Raw genomic sequence first — 15,667 nt, 5'->3', positions numbered from 1 at the left:
CACATCACGGTTACGCATCCATTGCCCGTCAGGGCTGGCGGGTGATCGCGCGCTCATTGAAGACTCCCGCAACAAGGAACGTCGGTCCTGTGTACGACCCGCTTTCCCCGTCTCAACTGCGTTTGTCCGAGCACCTTCTGAGCACCTTCCGCACGTTTCCGCACCACTTGCACCTGCGATGCGAACAAGCCGCTACAGCGGCAGGCGCGGGCCGACCACCCGTCGGCCGAGCCGAGAGGGGTCCCCACCACGATGACGGCACCACTGCACGACACGAGCGCGGCGGAGACCGCGGCCGTTGACGTCGCGGCCGATGTTCCGGCGAAAGCCATCGAAGGCCGCTCGCCCTGGAAGATCGCATGGGTGCGTCTGAAGCGCGACAAGGTCGCGCTGGCCGGCGGCGTCGTCGTGTTGTTCCTGATCCTGGTCGCGGTGTTCGCGCCCTTGATTGTGAGCGCGCTCGGCCACCCGCCGAACGACTTCCACGAGGACAAGATCGACCCGCTGTTCGGCACGCCGATCGGCAGCTGGGGCGGCATGAGCTCCGACTTCCTGCTGGGAGTCGAACCCGTCAACGGCCGCGACGTGTTCAGCCGCCTCGTCTACGGCGCCCGGATCTCGCTGCTGGTCGCCTTCCTCGCGGCCCTCTTCGCCGTCGCGCTCGGCACGGTCTTCGGGATCATCGCCGGTTACTTCGGCGGCTGGGTCGACGCGGCGATCAGCCGGGTGATGGACGTCCTGCTGGCCTTCCCGCAGCTCCTGTTCATCATCGCGCTGGTCTCGGTACTGCCCAACTCCCTCTGGGGGTTCAGTGGTTCGGGTGTGCGTATCGGTGCGCTCATCGTCGTCATCGGCTTCTTCGGGTGGCCGTACGTGGGCCGGATCGTCCGTGGCCAGACGCTCTCCCTCAGGGAGCGCGAGTACGTCGAGGCGGCACGCAGCCTCGGCGCGGGCCGCGCGTACATCCTCTTCAAGGAGCTGCTGCCCAACCTGGTGGCCCCCATCACCGTCTACACGACGCTGATGATCCCGACCAACGTGCTCAGCGAGGCCGCGCTCAGCTTCCTGGGCGCCGGGGTCAAGCCGCCCACCGCTTCCTGGGGCCAGATGCTCTCCAAGGCCAAGGAGTACTACGAGGCGGACCCGATGTTCATGATCGCGCCCGGCGTGGCCATCTTCATCACGGTCCTGGCTTTCAACCTCTTCGGCGACGGCGTGCGTGACGCGCTGGACCCGAAGGGCTCCCGCTGACCGTTCCTCCCGTACCACCGCACCGTTCCCACCGCGCCGCCCCTGCCGATGTGTCAGGAGGCCACCACAACCGTCGGTCCCGCAAAGGACCGGCACTCTCACGGAGGTTGCTGATCGTGACAGCCAACAGTTCTTCCAGGCGACGGCTCGCCGCAGGCGCGGCGCTCGTTGTCGCCGCGCTCGTCGGAACCGCGGCCTGCGGTGGCGGCGGCAAGGACGAGTCCGACGGCAAGGGCAAGGCCCCTGGTTTCAACGCGGCCGTCGGTAAGATCGCGAACCCTTCGGACAAGAAGGGCGGCACGATCAAGTTCATCGGTACGCAGGACTCCGACTCCTGGGACCCGCAGCGCGGTTACTACGGCTTCATGTGGGACTTCGCCCGCTACTACACGCGCCAGCTGATCACCTTCAAGCCGGTCCCGGGCACCGAGTCCACCGAGCTCGTCGCCGACATGGCGACCGACACCGGTCAGGTCTCCGCGGACAAGAAGACCTACACCTTCAAGCTGAAGGACGGGCTCGCCTGGGAGGACGGCAAGCCCATCACCTCCAAGGACATCAAGTACGGCATCGAGCGCATCTGGGCCCAGGACAAGATCTCCGGCGGCCCGATCTACCTTCAGCAGGTCCTGGACCCGAAGAAGGAGTACAAGGGCCCGTACAAGGACAAGTCGGCCGACAAGCTGGGCCTGAAGGCCATCGAGACGCCGGACGACAAGACCATCGTCTTCAAGCTCCCGAAGCCCAACGGTGACTTCCTCCAGATGCTGGCCATGCCGGCCGCCACGCCGGTCCGCCAGGACAAGGACACGGTCGAGAAGTACGGCCTGAAGCCCTTCTCCAACGGCCCGTACAAGATCGACTCCTACACCCCCAACAAGGGCATGGAGCTGAGCCGCAACCCCCACTGGAAGAAGGAGACCGACACCGTCCGCAAGGCGCTGCCGGACAAGGTCTCGCTCAAGCTCATCACCAACGCCGACGACATGGACAACCGCCTGATCGAGGGCGACTACGACGTCGACATCAACGCCACCGGCATCAGCCCGGCCGGCCGTACCAAGGCGCTGCGCGACCACAAGGCGAACGTCGACAACCCGCAGACCGGCTTCATCCGGTACGCGGTGTTCCCGCAGACGGTCAAGCCGATGGACAACGTCCACTGCCGCAAGGCGGTCATCTACGGCTCCGACCACCAGTCGCTGCAGACGGCGCGCGGCGGCCCGATGGCGGGCGGCGACATCGCCACCAACATGCTGCCGCCGAGCATCAAGGGCGCGGACGCCAAGTACGACCCGTACAACGTCCTGAAGGACACCAAGGGCAACATCGCCAAGGCCAAGGAAGAGCTCAAGGCCTGCGGCAAGCCGAACGGCTTCAAGACCACCATCGCGGTCCGTAACAACAAGCCGCAGGAGATCGCCACCGCCGAGTCGATGCAGGCGTCGCTGGAGAAGATCGGCATCCAGGTGCAGATCGACCAGTACGACGGTGCGCAGACCTCGGGCATCATCGGCGCTCCCAAGAACGTCGACAAGAAGAACTACGGCATCATCATCATGGGCTGGGGTGCCGACTTCCCGACCGGCCAGGGCTTCCTGCAGCCGCTGGTCGACAGCCGCTTCATCCTCGACAGCGGCAACAACAACTTCTCGATGACGAAGGACAAGTCGATCGACGGCCTGTTCGACAAGGCGCTCCTCGAGACGGACCCCGACAAGGCCGCCGAGTACTACAAGCAGATCAACCAGAAGGTCTCCGAGAACGCGGTCTACCTGCCCTTCACCTTCGAGAAGAACGTGATCTGGCGCAGCTCGCGGCTGACCAACGTCTACACGGCCGACTCCTACAACGGCCGCTACGACTACGCCTCCCTCGGCGTCAAGTGACCGTCCGTTCGCTCCGCCGGCACACCCGCCGCTAAGCCCGAAGGGCAGGTGATGGCCGCGTGCGGCGGCCCGGGAGTCCCTCACCGGACTCCCGGGCCGCCGCCGGGCCGACCGTAGTGCTCGCATACCTCATCAGGCGGCTGACCGCCGTCGTCGTGATGCTGCTCGTGGTCACCCTCGTGACCTTCGGCATCTTCTACGTGATCCCGAAACTGACCGGCAGCGACCCCGCCGCGATGTTCATCGGCAAGCAGGCGGACCCAGGCGCGATCGAAGGTGTCCGGGAGAAGCTCGGCCTCGGCGACCCCATCCTGGTGCAGTTCTGGAACTTCATCAGCGGAATCTTCGTCGGCCGTGACTACACCGGCGGCGGCTCGTCGTTCCACTGCGACGCGCCGTGCTTCGGCTACTCCTTCCGTACGGAGCAGGAGATCTGGCCCGTACTCACCGAGCGGCTCCCCGTGACGCTGTCGCTGGCGGCCGGCGCGTGCGTGCTGTGGGTCATCGTCGGTGTCACCACCGGCATCATCTCCGCACTCAAGCGGGGTACGGCGATCGACCGTACGGCGATGACCATCGCCCTCGCCGGTGTCTCGCTGCCGATCTACTTCACCGCGCTGCTCTCCCTGGCGATCTTCCGCACCCAACTGGGCTGGTTCGACGCCGAGTACGTGGACATCGCGCAGGACCCGCTCGGCTGGTTCAGCGGCCTGGTGCTCCCGTGGGTGACCCTCGCCTTCCTGTACGCCGCGATGTACGCCCGGCTCACCCGCGCCACCATGCTGGAGGTCCTGGGCGAGGACTACATCCGTACCGCCCGCGCCAAGGGCCTGAGCGAACCGGTCGTCGTCGGCAAGCACGCCCTGCGCTCCACGATGACGCCGATCCTCACCATCCTCGGCATGGACCTCGGCGCCCTGGTCGGCGGCGCGATCCTGACCGAGACCGCCTTCAGCCTCCCGGGCCTCGGCCAGGCGGCGGTCAAGGCGATCGGTGACTTCGACCTTCCGCTGATCCTCGGTGTCACGCTCATCGCCGCCGCCGCCGTGGTGCTCGCGAACCTCGTCGTGGACATCCTGTACTCCGTGATCGACCCCCGAGTGAGGCTCTCGTGACCACTGTGCCTGTCCCGGGGGAGGCCCCCGGAGCCCCCTTGACGAAGACCGGTGCGGTCGGGGAGCCCGTACGCTCCGGCTCCCCGCAGCCGGATGCCTTCCTCGACGTCCGCGACCTCAAGGTGCACTTCCCCACCGACGACGGTCTCGTCAAGTCGGTGGACGGTCTCTCCTTCCAGCTGGAGAAGGGCAAGACCCTCGGCATCGTGGGCGAGTCCGGCTCCGGCAAGTCGGTGACCTCGCTCGGCATCATGGGCCTGCACACCGTCGGCCAGTACGGCCGGCGCAAGGCCCGGATCTCCGGCGAGATCTGGCTGGACGGCAAGGAGCTGCTGTCCGCCGACCCCGACGACGTACGCAAGCTGCGCGGCCGCGAGATCTCGATGATCTTCCAGGACCCGCTGTCCGCGCTGCACCCGTACTACACGATCGGCCACCAGATCGTGGAGGCGTACCGCATCCACAACAAGGTCGACAAGAAGGCCGCCAAGCGGCGCGCGATCGAACTGCTCGACCGGGTCGGCATCCCGCAGCCCGACAAGCGGTTCGACGGCTACCCGCACGAGTTCTCGGGCGGCATGCGCCAGCGCGCGATGATCGCGATGGCGCTCGTCAACAACCCCGAGCTGCTCATCGCGGACGAGCCGACCACCGCCCTGGACGTCACCGTCCAGGCGCAGATCCTGGACCTGATCCGGGATCTGCAGAAGGAGTTCGGCTCGGCCGTCATCGTCATCACGCATGACCTGGGCGTCGTCGCCGAGCTGGCCGACGACATCCTCGTGATGTACGGCGGCCGGTGCATCGAGCGCGGTCCGGCCGACAAGGTCTTCTACGAGCCCCAGCACCCGTACACCTGGGGCCTGCTCGGCTCGATGCCGCGCATCGACCGCGACCAGACCGAGCGCCTCATCCCGGTCAAGGGCTCGCCGCCCAGCCTGATCAACATCCCGAGCGGCTGCGCGTTCCACCCGCGCTGCCCGTACGCGGACGTGCCCAAGGGCGGGATCACCCGCACCGAGCGGCCGGAACTCAAGGTGCTGCCCGGGAAGGAATCCGAACGGCACTACTCCGCCTGCCACATGGCGGCCGAGGACCGGACGCGGATCTGGACCGAAGAGATTGCGCCGAAGCTGTGAGCGAGACGAAGGATCCTGAAGTGACGATCCCGGAGCAGGCATCCTCTTCGCCTTCCCCTTCCTCCCCGTCGCCCGAGCCCCTGCTCAGGGTCAGCGGCCTGGTGAAGCACTTCCCCATCAAGAAGGGCGTCCTCCAGCGCCAGGCCGACGCGGTCCAGGCCGTCGACGGCCTCGACTTCGACGTACGCCCGGGGGAGACTCTCGGCGTGGTGGGCGAGTCGGGCTGCGGCAAGTCGACGATGGGCCGGCTGATCACGCGGCTGCTGGAACCGACCAAGGGGAAGATCGAGTTCGAGGGCCGGGACATCACCCACCTCGGCACCGGGCAGATGCGTCCGCTGCGCCGCGACGTACAGATGATCTTCCAGGACCCGTACTCCTCGCTGAACCCGCGCCACACGGTCGGCACGATCATCAGCGCCCCCTTCAAGCTGCAGAACATCACGCCCGAGGGCGGGGTGAAGCGGGAGGTCCAGCGGCTGCTAGAGCTGGTGGGTCTCAACCCGGAGCACTACAACCGCTATCCGCACGAGTTCTCGGGCGGGCAGCGCCAGCGCATCGGCATCGCGCGGGCGCTCGCGCTCAAGCCGAAGCTGGTCGTCGCCGACGAGCCGGTATCGGCCCTGGACGTGTCGATCCAGGCGCAGGTGGTGAACCTGCTGGACGACCTCCAGGACGAGCTCGGTCTCACGTACGTGATCATCGCGCACGACCTCTCGGTCATCCGGCACGTCTCGGACCGCATCGCCGTGATGTACCTCGGCAAGATCGTCGAGCTGGCGGACCGCAAGGCGCTGTACGAGTCGCCCATGCACCCGTACTCCAAGGCGCTGCTGTCGGCCGTCCCGGTGCCCGACCCGCGCAGCAAGCACAAGCGCGAGCGCATCCTGCTCAAGGGCGACGTGCCCTCGCCGATCTCGCCGCCCTCGGGGTGCCGCTTCCACACGCGGTGCTGGAAGGCGACGGAGATCTGCAAGACGCGGGAGCCGGTGCTGACGGCGCTGAAGACCGGCCACCAGGTGGCCTGCCACCACCCGGAGAACGCACCCGACCAGGCGCCGGAATCGTCGGCGGTGCTGGAGACGGCGCGCGAGGCGATCGCGATCGTCGACGTCACGCCGCCGGCGGCGGTGGCGAAGGCGGAGGCCGCCGACGATGCTCAAGCCGACGACGGTGAAACCGCGCCCGCGAGCACGGAGGACAGCGGCAAGGAATAGAACCGGCACAATTGCCCGGTGTTCCAGGAACTCTTCACGCCCTCCGTCCAGCATTCGCTCGACCTCGCCGGGATCTTCGTCTTCGCGATCTCCGGCGCCCTGCTCGCCGTGCGCAAGAACTTCGACGTCTTCGGCATCGCGGTGCTCGCAGAGGTCACCGCGCTGGGCGGAGGGTTGTTCCGCGATCTCATCATCGGCGCGGTGCCGCCGGCCGCCTTCACCGACCTCGGGTACTTCACCACCCCGCTGATCGCGGCCGCCCTGGTCTTCTTCCTGCACCCGGAGGTCGAGCGCATCCAGGGCGCGGTCAACGCCTTCGACGCCGCCGGGCTCGGGCTCTTCTGCGTCACGGGCACCACCAAGGCGTACGACTACGGGCTCGGCCTGACCGCTTCGGCCGCCCTGGGCCTGGCGACCGCGGTCGGCGGCGGCGTCCTGCGGGACGTCCTCGCCAACGAGGTGCCCTCGCTGCTGCGCTGGGACCGCGATCTGTACGCCGTCCCCGCGATCGTCGGGGCCGCGATGGTCGCCCTGTGCATCCGCTTCGACGCGCTGAACGCGCTGACCAGCGGCGTCGCCGTCGTCACCGCCTTTGTGCTGCGGCTGCTCGCCATGCACTTCCACTGGCGGGCGCCGCGCGCCTGGCACCGGAGCTCGGCGAAGGCCGAAGAACAATCCGAGGCCACCACTTAGCTACCGCTTAGTAATGTGCCGGTGTACGGTGCATGCCATGGCACAGGCATCCATCGGGGACAGCGAGTTCGACCGCGACACCGCGATCTCCCCGCGTGAATCGGGCAAACCTGGTGGACTCGGCGTCTACGACGCGGAACTCTCCGCAGGCTGGACGATCATCCACGCCGTCAACGGCGGCTACCTCCTCGCCCTGCTCGGCCGGGCACTCGGCGACGCCCTGCCGCACCCCGACCCGTTCACCGTCTCGGCGCACTACCTGACGCCGTCCGTACCCGGCAAGGCGGTCGTCCGTACGCAGACCGTCCGCAGCGGACGCACCCTCTCCACCGGCCAGGCATCCCTCTTCCAGTACGCCGACGACGGCACCGAGGTCGAGCGGATCCGGGTCATCGCCTCCTACGGCGACCTGGACGCCCTGCCCGACGACGTACGCACGACGGCGAAGCCGCCTGTCATGCCGCCGTACGAGCACTGCCTGGGCACCGACGCCGGACCCGCCGTCATCCCCGGCAGCTCGGCCATCACCGAGCGCCTCAACATCCGGCTCGACCCCGCCACCGTCGGCTGGGCCGTCGGCGCGCCCTCGGGCAAGGGGGAGATGCGCGGCTGGTTCGGCCTCGCCGACGGTCGTGACGCCGACCCGCTCTCGCTGCTGCTCACGGTCGACGCCCTGCCGCCGACCTCGTTCGAGCTGGGCCTCAAGGGCTGGACGCCGACCGTCGAACTCACCACCCACATACGCTGCCGGCCCGCCCCCGGCCCGCTGCGCGTCTCCATCACCACCCGCAACCTCGCGGGCGGCTTCCTGGAGGAGGACGCCGAGGTCTGGGACAGCGCGGACCGGCTCGTCGCCCAGTCCCGGCAGCTGGCGCGGGCACCGCGCGGCTGAGTCCCCGTCGGGTGGCCCGGCCGGCCCCCGATGTCAGTCCAGCCAGTGGCGGCGGCCGAGGCTGACCAGGCGCAGCTGGCGGCGGGCGAGGGAGGCGGCGGCCCCGACGCGCTCTGCGCCGTACGGCTCGGCCTCCAGGAACGCGGACGCGGTCATCACCATGTGGTCGACGTAGACGTGCGCGAGCATCCGCCGGTCGTCCTCGCACCAGGCCGCGCAGTCCGGCTGGGTGGCGAGCCAGGCCGCCACCTCGTCGGCGAACAGGCTCAGTTGCTCGCCTATCGCGGTGCGTACCCGCTCCACGCCGCCGTGGCGTTCGCGGGTGATGAAGCGGACGTGGGCGGGGTACGCGTGGACGTGGCGGGCGATGAGGCCGACCGTGCTGTCGATGCGCTCGGCGCTGTCGCCGGTCGCGGCGAGGGTCGCGCGGATCACCGCGTGCAGGCCGCCGAGCGCCTCGTCGACGAGTGCGACGCCGAGATCGGCCGTGTCGCGGAAGTGCCGGTAGAAGGCGGTCGGGGCGACGCCGACGGCGCGGGTGACCTCGCGCAGACCGAGGCTGCTCAGGCTCTGGTGCTCCAGGAGGACGAGGGCCGCGTCCATCAGGGCCTTGCGGGTCTTCTGTTTCTGGGCCTCGCGGACGCCGACGGTGTGACTCATGACATTCAGTAAACAACTGTTCTCTGTTGCGGGGAACCGTGGGGTGAGTCCTAGACTGGGTAGTCAGTGAACAGTCGTACTCTCAGGAGGGGTTCACGTGTTGGTCCTCGTAGCAGCACTGATGTTGCTGGGGGTGCTCATGGGCTCGGTGGCGCATGTTCCGGTCCCGGTGTCCCTGGTCGCCGCCGCGCTCATCGGCGTCTGGCTGCTCGTCTTCGCCGCCCGTGAGCGTCACTCGCGACGGTCCACCCGAAGGAGCTGAACGCGCCATGGAGTTCACCGCATCCGCACGCGCCCGCACCGGCACGCGGGACGCCGACGGCATGGCCGTCGCCTCGTTCGTGCTCGGCCTCGTCGGACTGCTCGTCTTCAACATCTTCCTCGGCCCCATCGCCGTCGTCCTGGCCTCCATGGCCCTGTGGCGGGGCACCGCACGCCGGGGCAGGGCGATGCTCGGCCTCGGCCTGGGTGTGGCCGACCTGGTGGTGCTCGCCGTCCTCGCCTCGGCCGACCACACCGTGTCCTGGACCTTCGGCGGCTGACCGGTCGCGGCCGGATGCCGACGGCGGAGCGAGGGCGGGACCGGGGAGAGCCCGGGGACTCGTAGAATCGACTGCACCATGGCTTACCTCGACCACGCCGCGACCACCCCGATGCTTCCGGAAGCGGTCGGGGCGATGACCGCCCAGCTCGCCGTCACCGGCAACGCGTCGTCCCTGCACGCCGCCGGCCGACGGGCGCGGCGTACCGTCGAGGAGGCCCGCGAGATGCTCGCCGAGTCCCTCGGCGCCCGGCCGAGCGAGGTGGTCTTCACCGCCGGCGGCACCGAGGCCGACAACCTCGCCGTGAAGGGCCTGTACTGGGCGCGGCGCGACGCCGACCCGCGCAGAACCCGCGTCCTGGCCAGCCCCGTCGAGCACCACGCCGTGCTGGACGCCGTCCACTGGCTGGGCGAACACGAGGGCGCGACCGTGGAGTACCTGCCGGTCGACTCGTACGGCAGGGTGCACCCGGCGGCGCTGCGCGAGGCCATCGAGCGCGATCCGTCCGATGTCGCCATGGCCACCGTGATGTGGGCGAACAACGAGATCGGCACCGTCATGCCGGTCCGCGAACTGGCCGACGTGGCAGCCGGGTTCGGCGTACCGCTGCACGCCGACGCGGTACAGGCCTTCGGCCAGCTGGAGGTCGACTTCGCCGCCTCCGGGCTGGCCGCGATGACCGTCTCGGGGCACAAGATCGGCGGCCCCTACGGCATCGGCGCGCTGCTGCTCGGCCGCGAGTACACCCCCGTCCCCGTGCTGCACGGCGGCGGCCAGGAGCGGCACGTGCGCTCCGGCACCCTCGACGCCCCGGCCATAGCCGCCTTCGCGGTGGCGGGCCGGATCGCGGCCGAGCGGCGCGAGTGGTTCGCGCGCGAGATCGGCGGCCTGCGCGACGACCTGGTCGCGGCCGTACGCACCGCTGTTCCCGAGGCGGTCCTCGGCGGCGACCCGTCCCCGGCGGGACGGCTGCCCGCCAACGCCCACTTCACCTTCCCCGGCTGCGAGGGCGACTCCCTGCTCCTCCTCCTCGACGCGCAGGGCATCGAATGCTCCACCGGATCCGCCTGTACGGCCGGAGTCGCGCAGCCCAGCCATGTCGTGCTGGCCACCGGAACCGACCCGGACCTCGCGCGCGGCACGCTCCGCTTCTCGCTCGGGCACAGCTCCACGGCCGACGACGTGGCGGCGGTGGCGGAGGCGATCGGCCCGGCGGTGGAACGGGCACGTACGGCCGGACTGGTCTGACCCGCTGAACGACTACGCCTTGGCGGGCGGCCCGCCGGCCAGCTCCTTCTGCACGAGCCGGAGGTAGCGGGCCCAGTTCCAGTGCGGGCCGGGGTCCGTGTGGTCGGTGCCCGGGATCTCGACGTGGCCGATGATGTGCTCCCGGTCGGCGGGTATCTCGTACCGCCGGCAGACCCCCGCGGCGAGGCGCGCCGACGACGCGTACATGACGTCGGTGAAGTCCTCCGGCCGGTCGACGAAACCCTCGTGTTCGATGCCGACGGAGCGTTCGTTGTACGAGCGGTTCCCGGCGTGGTAGGCCACGTCGAGCTCCCGCGCCATCTGCGCGATGTGGCCGTCCTTCGCGCGCACTATGTAGTGCGCGGCGGCCGCGTGCAGCGGGCTCTTGAAGACGCGCACGGCCGACGCGAAGCTGCCCTGCGTCACGTGGATCACGATGCGGTCGATGGTGTAGTCGGCGGGCCGGTCGGCGGTCCGCAGATTCGCTGCCGACGCGGCCACCCACTGGGCCCCCTTGTGATCCACCTCTCCCTCCACCCGCTGCTTGTCGATGCCCGGCACGAGCCACCACAGCCGGGACAACTCCTCCCCGAACACGGCCGCCGTACCGCCCACGACGGCCGCGCCGCCCCCGATGAACAGAGCGCGTCTGCTCACCCTTGCCGCCTTCTTCTGCTCCATGAGCCCTTTAACGCTTTCGGCCCTGTCGGTGGTTCCGTCTACCCTGGTGGAGCTATGACTGAGACCCCGCGCCGCCTCTGTGTCCTCGCCGCCATGTCCGGCGGGGTCGACTCCGCCGTTGCCGCCGCCCGCGCCGCCGAGGCCGGGCACGACGTGACCGGCGTACACCTCGCCCTGTCCGCGAACCCGCAGTCGTTCCGTACGGGCGCGCGCGGCTGCTGCACGATCGAGGACTCGCGCGACGCGCGCCGCGCCGCCGACGTCATCGGCATCCCGTTCTACGTCTGGGACCTCGCCGAGCGCTTCCGTGAGGACGTGGTCGAGGACTTCGTCGCGGAGTACGAGGCCGGGCGCACCCCGAACCCGTGCCTGCGCTGCAACGAGAAGATCAAGTTCGCGGCGCTGCTCGACAAGGCGCTGGCGCTGGGCTTCGACGCGGTGGCTACCGGCCACTACGCGACGGTCGTGGTGAACGAGGACGGCAGCCGCGAGCTCCACCGGGCGTCCGACATGGCCAAGGACCAGTCGTACGTCCTCGGGGTCCTCGACGAGCGGCAGCTCGCGCACGCGATGTTCCCGCTCGGCGACACCGTCACCACGAAGGACGAGATCCGCGCGGAGGCCGAGCGCCGGGGCCTCGCGGTCGCGAAGAAGCCCGACAGCCACGACATCTGCTTCATCGCGGACGGCGACACGCAGGGCTTCCTGGCGAACCGTCTCGGCGGCAGGGCCGAGGGCGACATCCTCGACGAGTCGGGCACCAAGCTCGGCACCCACGACGGCGCGTTCGGCTTCACCATCGGCCAGCGCAAGGGCCTGCGCATCGGCCACCCGGCGCCCGACGGCAAGCCGCGCTACGTCCTGGACATCTCCCCGGTGAACAACACGGTGACGGTGGGCCCGGCAGAGGCCCTGGACGTCACCTCCCTGACCGCCATCAAGCCCCGCTGGTGCGGCACGGCCCCGGCGGGCAGCGGCACGTACACGGCCCAGCTGCGCGCGCACGGCGACGAGACACCCGTGACGGCGGAGCTGGTCGACGGCTCGGAGCTCCGGGTGACCTTCGCGGAGCCGGTACGCGGCGTCGCCCCCGGCCAGGCGATCGTCCTGTACGACGGCACCCGCGTGGTCGGCTCGGCAACCATCGCGACGACGAGCCGGGCGACGGCCCTGGCCTAACCCCTGGGCGGGCCGACCCCTGGGCTGGCGTCGGTCCCGTACGCCTGTCGGGGGCGGCCTGCGGTCCCGTGCCCGTGGTTCCCTGGCGGTGCGGTGTACCCGCTGATCAAGGCCGGGGAAGCTCGATGTCCCCGGCCCTCACCCCGAGCAGAAGTGCCCGAAGAGCAGCCGGGCTCGTTGAGAGGACGATGGCTGGGCTGTCGCTCTCGCGGAGAGCCGCCCCGTTCTCGGTTGCTGCGACCTCGATGCAGTTGTTGCCGCCGTCGCCGGAGAACGAGGACTTAAGCCAATGCAACGTGGAAGCCTGCGACACCGCTTACAGCTCCTTGACGATGGTGTGGATGAACTCCCTGGACCTGTCTGGAGTCAACGCCACCTCTTCGGACAAGTCCAGTCGGGTACGGAAGTTGGCCAACTGGGTCGGGGAGTCGATGAAGACGGCACCTGTTGGTGAGTCGAGTTGCACTGTGTCCAGGTGGCGGTTCTGGGCCTCTGCGTACAGGACCGACGAGTCCAAGAGTGGGAAGCCTCCGGCGGTGAACGGGATCACCAGCAGTGTGACGTTGGGGCGTTCGCTCTCCTTCAAGAGGTGCTGAAGCTGAGCGCGGGCAATGCTGCGACTGCCGAGCTGCATCCGCAGGGCAGCCTCGTGGATGGCCCCGACGTAGGGGACGGGTTCCGGTCCGGTGATTACGGACTGCCTGGTCAGTCGGTGTTCCACCCGTAGTTCGACTTCGAGCCGTCGAAGTGGTGGCACGGGGAGCTCGAACGTGGCACGTGCGTAATCTTCGGTCTGGAACAAGCCGGGTAGAAGCGCGGTCTGGATCGTCCGCAGACGCGCCGCGTCATGCTCAAGCTCTGAGACGTCAAGGAAACCGGGCGGAATCCTGCCCCTGTACTCGTCCCACCAGCCACCCTTGCGGCCACCCGTCATCAGGGCCAAGGCGTCGATCAGTGCCTCGTCTCCGCATTCGTAGATGCTTGCCAGGCGTCGCAGCCGGTCCTCGCTGATGCCGAAGCGGCCGGCCTCGATGTTCGAGATCGCCGTCCGGTCTGCGCCCAGCAGGTTTGCCGCGGTGGGTGCCGACATGCCTGCGGCTTCGCGGAGTCGTCGTAGCTCTGTGCCGAACCGTCGCTGACGGATCGTCGGTGCCTGCCTTGGGGCCATGTTCCCTCTCCTGTTCGCGGACAGTGTGCCGATACTGCCGTCCCCAGTCCACCGGCCCGATGAATTGAACTCGTATCAGTGAAAGTGGTCGCACTGGTTATAAATGTGCCGCTACGGTGTGACCCGTACCACTCGCGTAGTCGTCGTCGACGGAAGCGCACCGGTTCACCCTGCCCGCCCGGGACGGCAGGTTCCGCGACCGGCATTGCCACTGCTCTGGCCTCAACGCCTCCTGGTACGCACCCACTTATTCACCACTCACACGCACCACAGGATGTGTCTCGTGAGGACAGAACCCACCCTCCACACTCACCCCACCCCCATTCCGTTCGACCAACCGTGGCAGTACGAGCTGAACTTCCCCTGCGATCCGCGCAGTCCCCGGATCGCCCGCACCACCCTGCGTGCGATCCTCACCGCCCACGAACTCGACGAACTGAGCTACCGCGCCGAGCTATTGACCACCGAGCTCGCCACCAACTCCGTACGCCACACCAAGGGGCCCGCCGCCGTCCGCCTGCACTGGCTGCACCCCGTACTGCGCGTCAGCGTCTGGGACATGAGCCCCGACCTGCCGAAGCCTCAGCGCGACGGAGTGTCCGTCTATGACGAGGACGGGCGCGGGCTCGCGATTCTTGAACTCGTCGCCGACCGATGGGGCGGATGCGCCATAGGGGAGGGGCCGTACGGACCCGGCGGCAAGACCATCTGGTTCGAACTCGCCATCGCCACTGGGCCGCCCCCGCCCGGCCCGGCGCTGCCGCCCGCGTCGCTCGCCGCCTGACCGCCCCCGCCTCACCCACCTCACCCGCCCCGGCCGGTCTCACGCCGTGAAGAACTCCCGCAGTACAGGGGCCAGTACATGCGGTGCCACGTCGTGGATCTGACCCGTCAGGGTGCGGTGGCGGCCGCGGCGTACCGCTTCCGCGACCCGGCGGGCAGCGTCCCGCATCGCGGGCGGGCTCGCGCCGCCGTCCACGACGAGGACCGGCGGTCTGACGGCCGCCAGCCGCTCCGCCGGGACCGTGCCGTCGCCCATCACCGCGTCGTCGTACGCCAGGGTGGGCGCCAGCGCCTCCAGCTCGGGCCACATCGGCGCTTCGCGTACCTGCGCGACGACCTCGGGCGGCATGCCCACCGCCGAGAGGAAGAGTTCGGCGGCGCCGCCTCGGTCGGCGGCCGAGAGGAGTTCGGTCAGGCGCGTCGTGTACCGCGCCTTGGCGATCGTGTCGCCCGGTTCGACCACCGTGAAGGGGGGTTCGTACACCGCGATTCTCTCGAACGGCACGCCGCTCGCCGCCGCCTCCAGGACCAGTGCCCCGCCCGACGACATGCCGTACACCGACACGGGGCCGCGCTCCTCCTCGGCCAGGGCCGCCAGGTCCTCGACCTCGCGGGCGACCGCGTAGGGCGCGGTGTCACCGCTGTCGCCCCTGCCACGCCTGTCGTACGTGACGACGCGGAAGTGAGGTGTGAGCAACGCCGCCAGTGGCGCTTCGGCGGCGCCCGTGCTGAAGGCGCCGCCCACCAGGATCAACGGCACCCCCTCGCCCCGCCGTTCACAGGCGATGGGCGTGCCGTCCCTCGAAATCACTTTGGCCATGAGGTGCTGACCGCGCCGCGCGCGACAACTCATCGCTTCCCGCGAAAGAAATATCAGGACGTACCCAGAACCTCCGTGTCGTAGAAGCAGTAGTGGCCCTTCACCGCGGCCACTTCCGGCTTCGGGTCCAGGTAGGACCACACCAGGTCCGGCGCCTCCGGCAGCGACCAGTACGAAGCGTCGCCCTTGAAGGGGCAGTGGGTGCGCTTGTCCGAAGGCGTCAGCAGGTCGGTCCTGACGTCCTCGGGCGGCAGGTAGTAACGCACCGGCAGACCCGTCTCGAAGAGCAGCACCGGGCGGCGGCTCTCCGCCAGTACCTGCCCCCCGTGTGTGACGCGCACATGCTCGGTGCCCTGCTCGACGGTGATGCGGTGTCCTGCGGTCACGGGC

General features: G+C 69.2%; 18 protein-coding genes. 12 read left to right on the top strand and 6 right to left on the bottom strand.

The annotated features are described in order from the left end of the window. Positions 1 to 252 precede the first annotated feature (252 nt). From J7E91_RS01685 to J7E91_RS01655, 7 genes are all read left to right on the top strand, one after another. Positions 253 to 1,251, top strand: a complete 999-nt coding sequence (locus tag J7E91_RS01685; protein ID WP_214898464.1) for an ABC transporter permease — start codon at positions 253 to 255, stop codon at positions 1,249 to 1,251. A 113-nt stretch (positions 1,252 to 1,364) separates the two neighbouring features. After that, entirely contained in the window at positions 1,365 to 3,140 is a 1,776-nt protein-coding gene (locus J7E91_RS01680; protein WP_214898554.1) for an ABC transporter substrate-binding protein, read from the top strand. 116 nt (positions 3,141 to 3,256) lie between these two features. Beyond that, a complete protein-coding gene (locus J7E91_RS01675) occupies positions 3,257 to 4,255 on the top strand; it encodes an ABC transporter permease (protein WP_138908526.1) in 999 nt (332 codons plus the stop codon). A 38-nt stretch (positions 4,256 to 4,293) separates the two neighbouring features. Further along, the gene (locus J7E91_RS01670) at positions 4,294 to 5,394 is read left to right on the top strand and encodes an ABC transporter ATP-binding protein (RefSeq protein WP_214898463.1); all 1,101 of its coding nucleotides are present in this window, start codon (positions 4,294 to 4,296) and stop codon (positions 5,392 to 5,394) included. Positions 5,395 to 5,414: 20 nt separating this feature from the next. After that, entirely contained in the window at positions 5,415 to 6,611 is a 1,197-nt protein-coding gene (locus J7E91_RS01665) for a dipeptide ABC transporter ATP-binding protein (protein WP_308375916.1), read from the top strand. Positions 6,612 to 6,629: 18 nt separating this feature from the next. Beyond that, the gene (locus tag J7E91_RS01660; protein ID WP_214898461.1) at positions 6,630 to 7,304 is read left to right on the top strand and encodes a trimeric intracellular cation channel family protein; all 675 of its coding nucleotides are present in this window, start codon (positions 6,630 to 6,632) and stop codon (positions 7,302 to 7,304) included. A 37-nt stretch (positions 7,305 to 7,341) separates the two neighbouring features. Further along, positions 7,342 to 8,196, top strand: a complete 855-nt coding sequence (locus J7E91_RS01655; protein ID WP_214898460.1) for a thioesterase family protein — start codon at positions 7,342 to 7,344, stop codon at positions 8,194 to 8,196. A 33-nt stretch (positions 8,197 to 8,229) separates the two neighbouring features. On the opposite strand, the gene J7E91_RS01650 is transcribed toward J7E91_RS01655, so the two are convergent. Then, positions 8,230 to 8,856 carry a TetR family transcriptional regulator gene (locus J7E91_RS01650; RefSeq protein ID WP_214898458.1) on the bottom strand — a complete coding sequence of 209 codons (627 nt, stop codon included), beginning with the start codon at positions 8,854 to 8,856 and terminating at the stop codon, positions 8,230 to 8,232. Between the two features lie 97 nt (positions 8,857 to 8,953). Between J7E91_RS01650 and J7E91_RS01645 the strand changes: the two genes are divergently transcribed. The 3 genes from J7E91_RS01645 to J7E91_RS01635 all read left to right on the top strand — a co-directional run bounded on the left by J7E91_RS01645 (position 8,954) and on the right by J7E91_RS01635 (position 10,646). Continuing rightward, positions 8,954 to 9,118, top strand: coding sequence for a hypothetical protein (locus J7E91_RS01645; RefSeq protein WP_214898456.1), 165 nt, complete (start codon positions 8,954 to 8,956; stop codon positions 9,116 to 9,118). A gap of 7 nt (positions 9,119 to 9,125) precedes the next feature. Beyond that, on the top strand, positions 9,126 to 9,398 hold the full coding sequence (locus J7E91_RS01640; RefSeq protein ID WP_214898454.1) for a DUF4190 domain-containing protein: 273 nt from the start codon (positions 9,126 to 9,128) through the stop codon (positions 9,396 to 9,398). Positions 9,399 to 9,476: 78 nt separating this feature from the next. Further along, the gene (locus J7E91_RS01635; protein ID WP_214898453.1) at positions 9,477 to 10,646 is read left to right on the top strand and encodes a cysteine desulfurase family protein; all 1,170 of its coding nucleotides are present in this window, start codon (positions 9,477 to 9,479) and stop codon (positions 10,644 to 10,646) included. 12 nt (positions 10,647 to 10,658) lie between these two features. On the opposite strand, the gene J7E91_RS01630 is transcribed toward J7E91_RS01635, so the two are convergent. After that, positions 10,659 to 11,327, bottom strand: a complete 669-nt coding sequence (locus J7E91_RS01630) for an N-acetylmuramoyl-L-alanine amidase (RefSeq protein ID WP_214898452.1) — start codon at positions 11,325 to 11,327, stop codon at positions 10,659 to 10,661. 54 nt (positions 11,328 to 11,381) lie between these two features. Between J7E91_RS01630 and mnmA the strand changes: the two genes are divergently transcribed. Beyond that, a complete protein-coding gene (gene mnmA / locus J7E91_RS01625; protein ID WP_214898451.1) occupies positions 11,382 to 12,506 on the top strand; it encodes a tRNA 2-thiouridine(34) synthase MnmA in 1,125 nt (374 codons plus the stop codon). A gap of 106 nt (positions 12,507 to 12,612) precedes the next feature. Here mnmA and J7E91_RS01620 read toward each other — a convergent pair whose 3' ends face one another. Continuing rightward, positions 12,613 to 12,819 carry a DUF397 domain-containing protein gene (locus J7E91_RS01620; RefSeq protein WP_214898450.1) on the bottom strand — a complete coding sequence of 69 codons (207 nt, stop codon included), beginning with the start codon at positions 12,817 to 12,819 and terminating at the stop codon, positions 12,613 to 12,615. Between the two features lie 3 nt (positions 12,820 to 12,822). After that, on the bottom strand, positions 12,823 to 13,674 hold the full coding sequence (locus tag J7E91_RS01615; protein WP_214898449.1) for a helix-turn-helix transcriptional regulator: 852 nt from the start codon (positions 13,672 to 13,674) through the stop codon (positions 12,823 to 12,825). Positions 13,675 to 13,948: 274 nt separating this feature from the next. Here J7E91_RS01615 and J7E91_RS01610 point away from each other — a divergent pair, with 274 nt between their 5' ends. Beyond that, complete coding sequence (locus J7E91_RS01610; RefSeq protein ID WP_214898447.1) at positions 13,949 to 14,458, top strand: ATP-binding protein; 510 nt, start codon at positions 13,949 to 13,951, stop codon at positions 14,456 to 14,458. Positions 14,459 to 14,497: 39 nt separating this feature from the next. On the opposite strand, the gene J7E91_RS01605 is transcribed toward J7E91_RS01610, so the two are convergent. Both J7E91_RS01605 and J7E91_RS01600 read right to left on the bottom strand, forming a co-directional pair. Beyond that, entirely contained in the window at positions 14,498 to 15,277 is a 780-nt protein-coding gene (locus tag J7E91_RS01605) for an alpha/beta fold hydrolase (RefSeq protein ID WP_214898445.1), read from the bottom strand. Positions 15,278 to 15,330: 53 nt separating this feature from the next. Beyond that, on the bottom strand, positions 15,331 to 15,663 hold the full coding sequence (locus tag J7E91_RS01600) for a DUF427 domain-containing protein (protein WP_214898443.1): 333 nt from the start codon (positions 15,661 to 15,663) through the stop codon (positions 15,331 to 15,333). Between the last annotated feature and the right edge of the window lie 4 nt (positions 15,664 to 15,667).

Origin of the sequence: Streptomyces sp. ISL-99, assembly GCF_018614005.1 — a bacterium.
GTDB classification, from domain to species: Bacteria; Actinomycetota; Actinomycetes; order Streptomycetales; family Streptomycetaceae; genus Streptomyces; species Streptomyces flavidovirens.
This window is presented reverse-complemented; position numbering and strand designations above follow the sequence as displayed.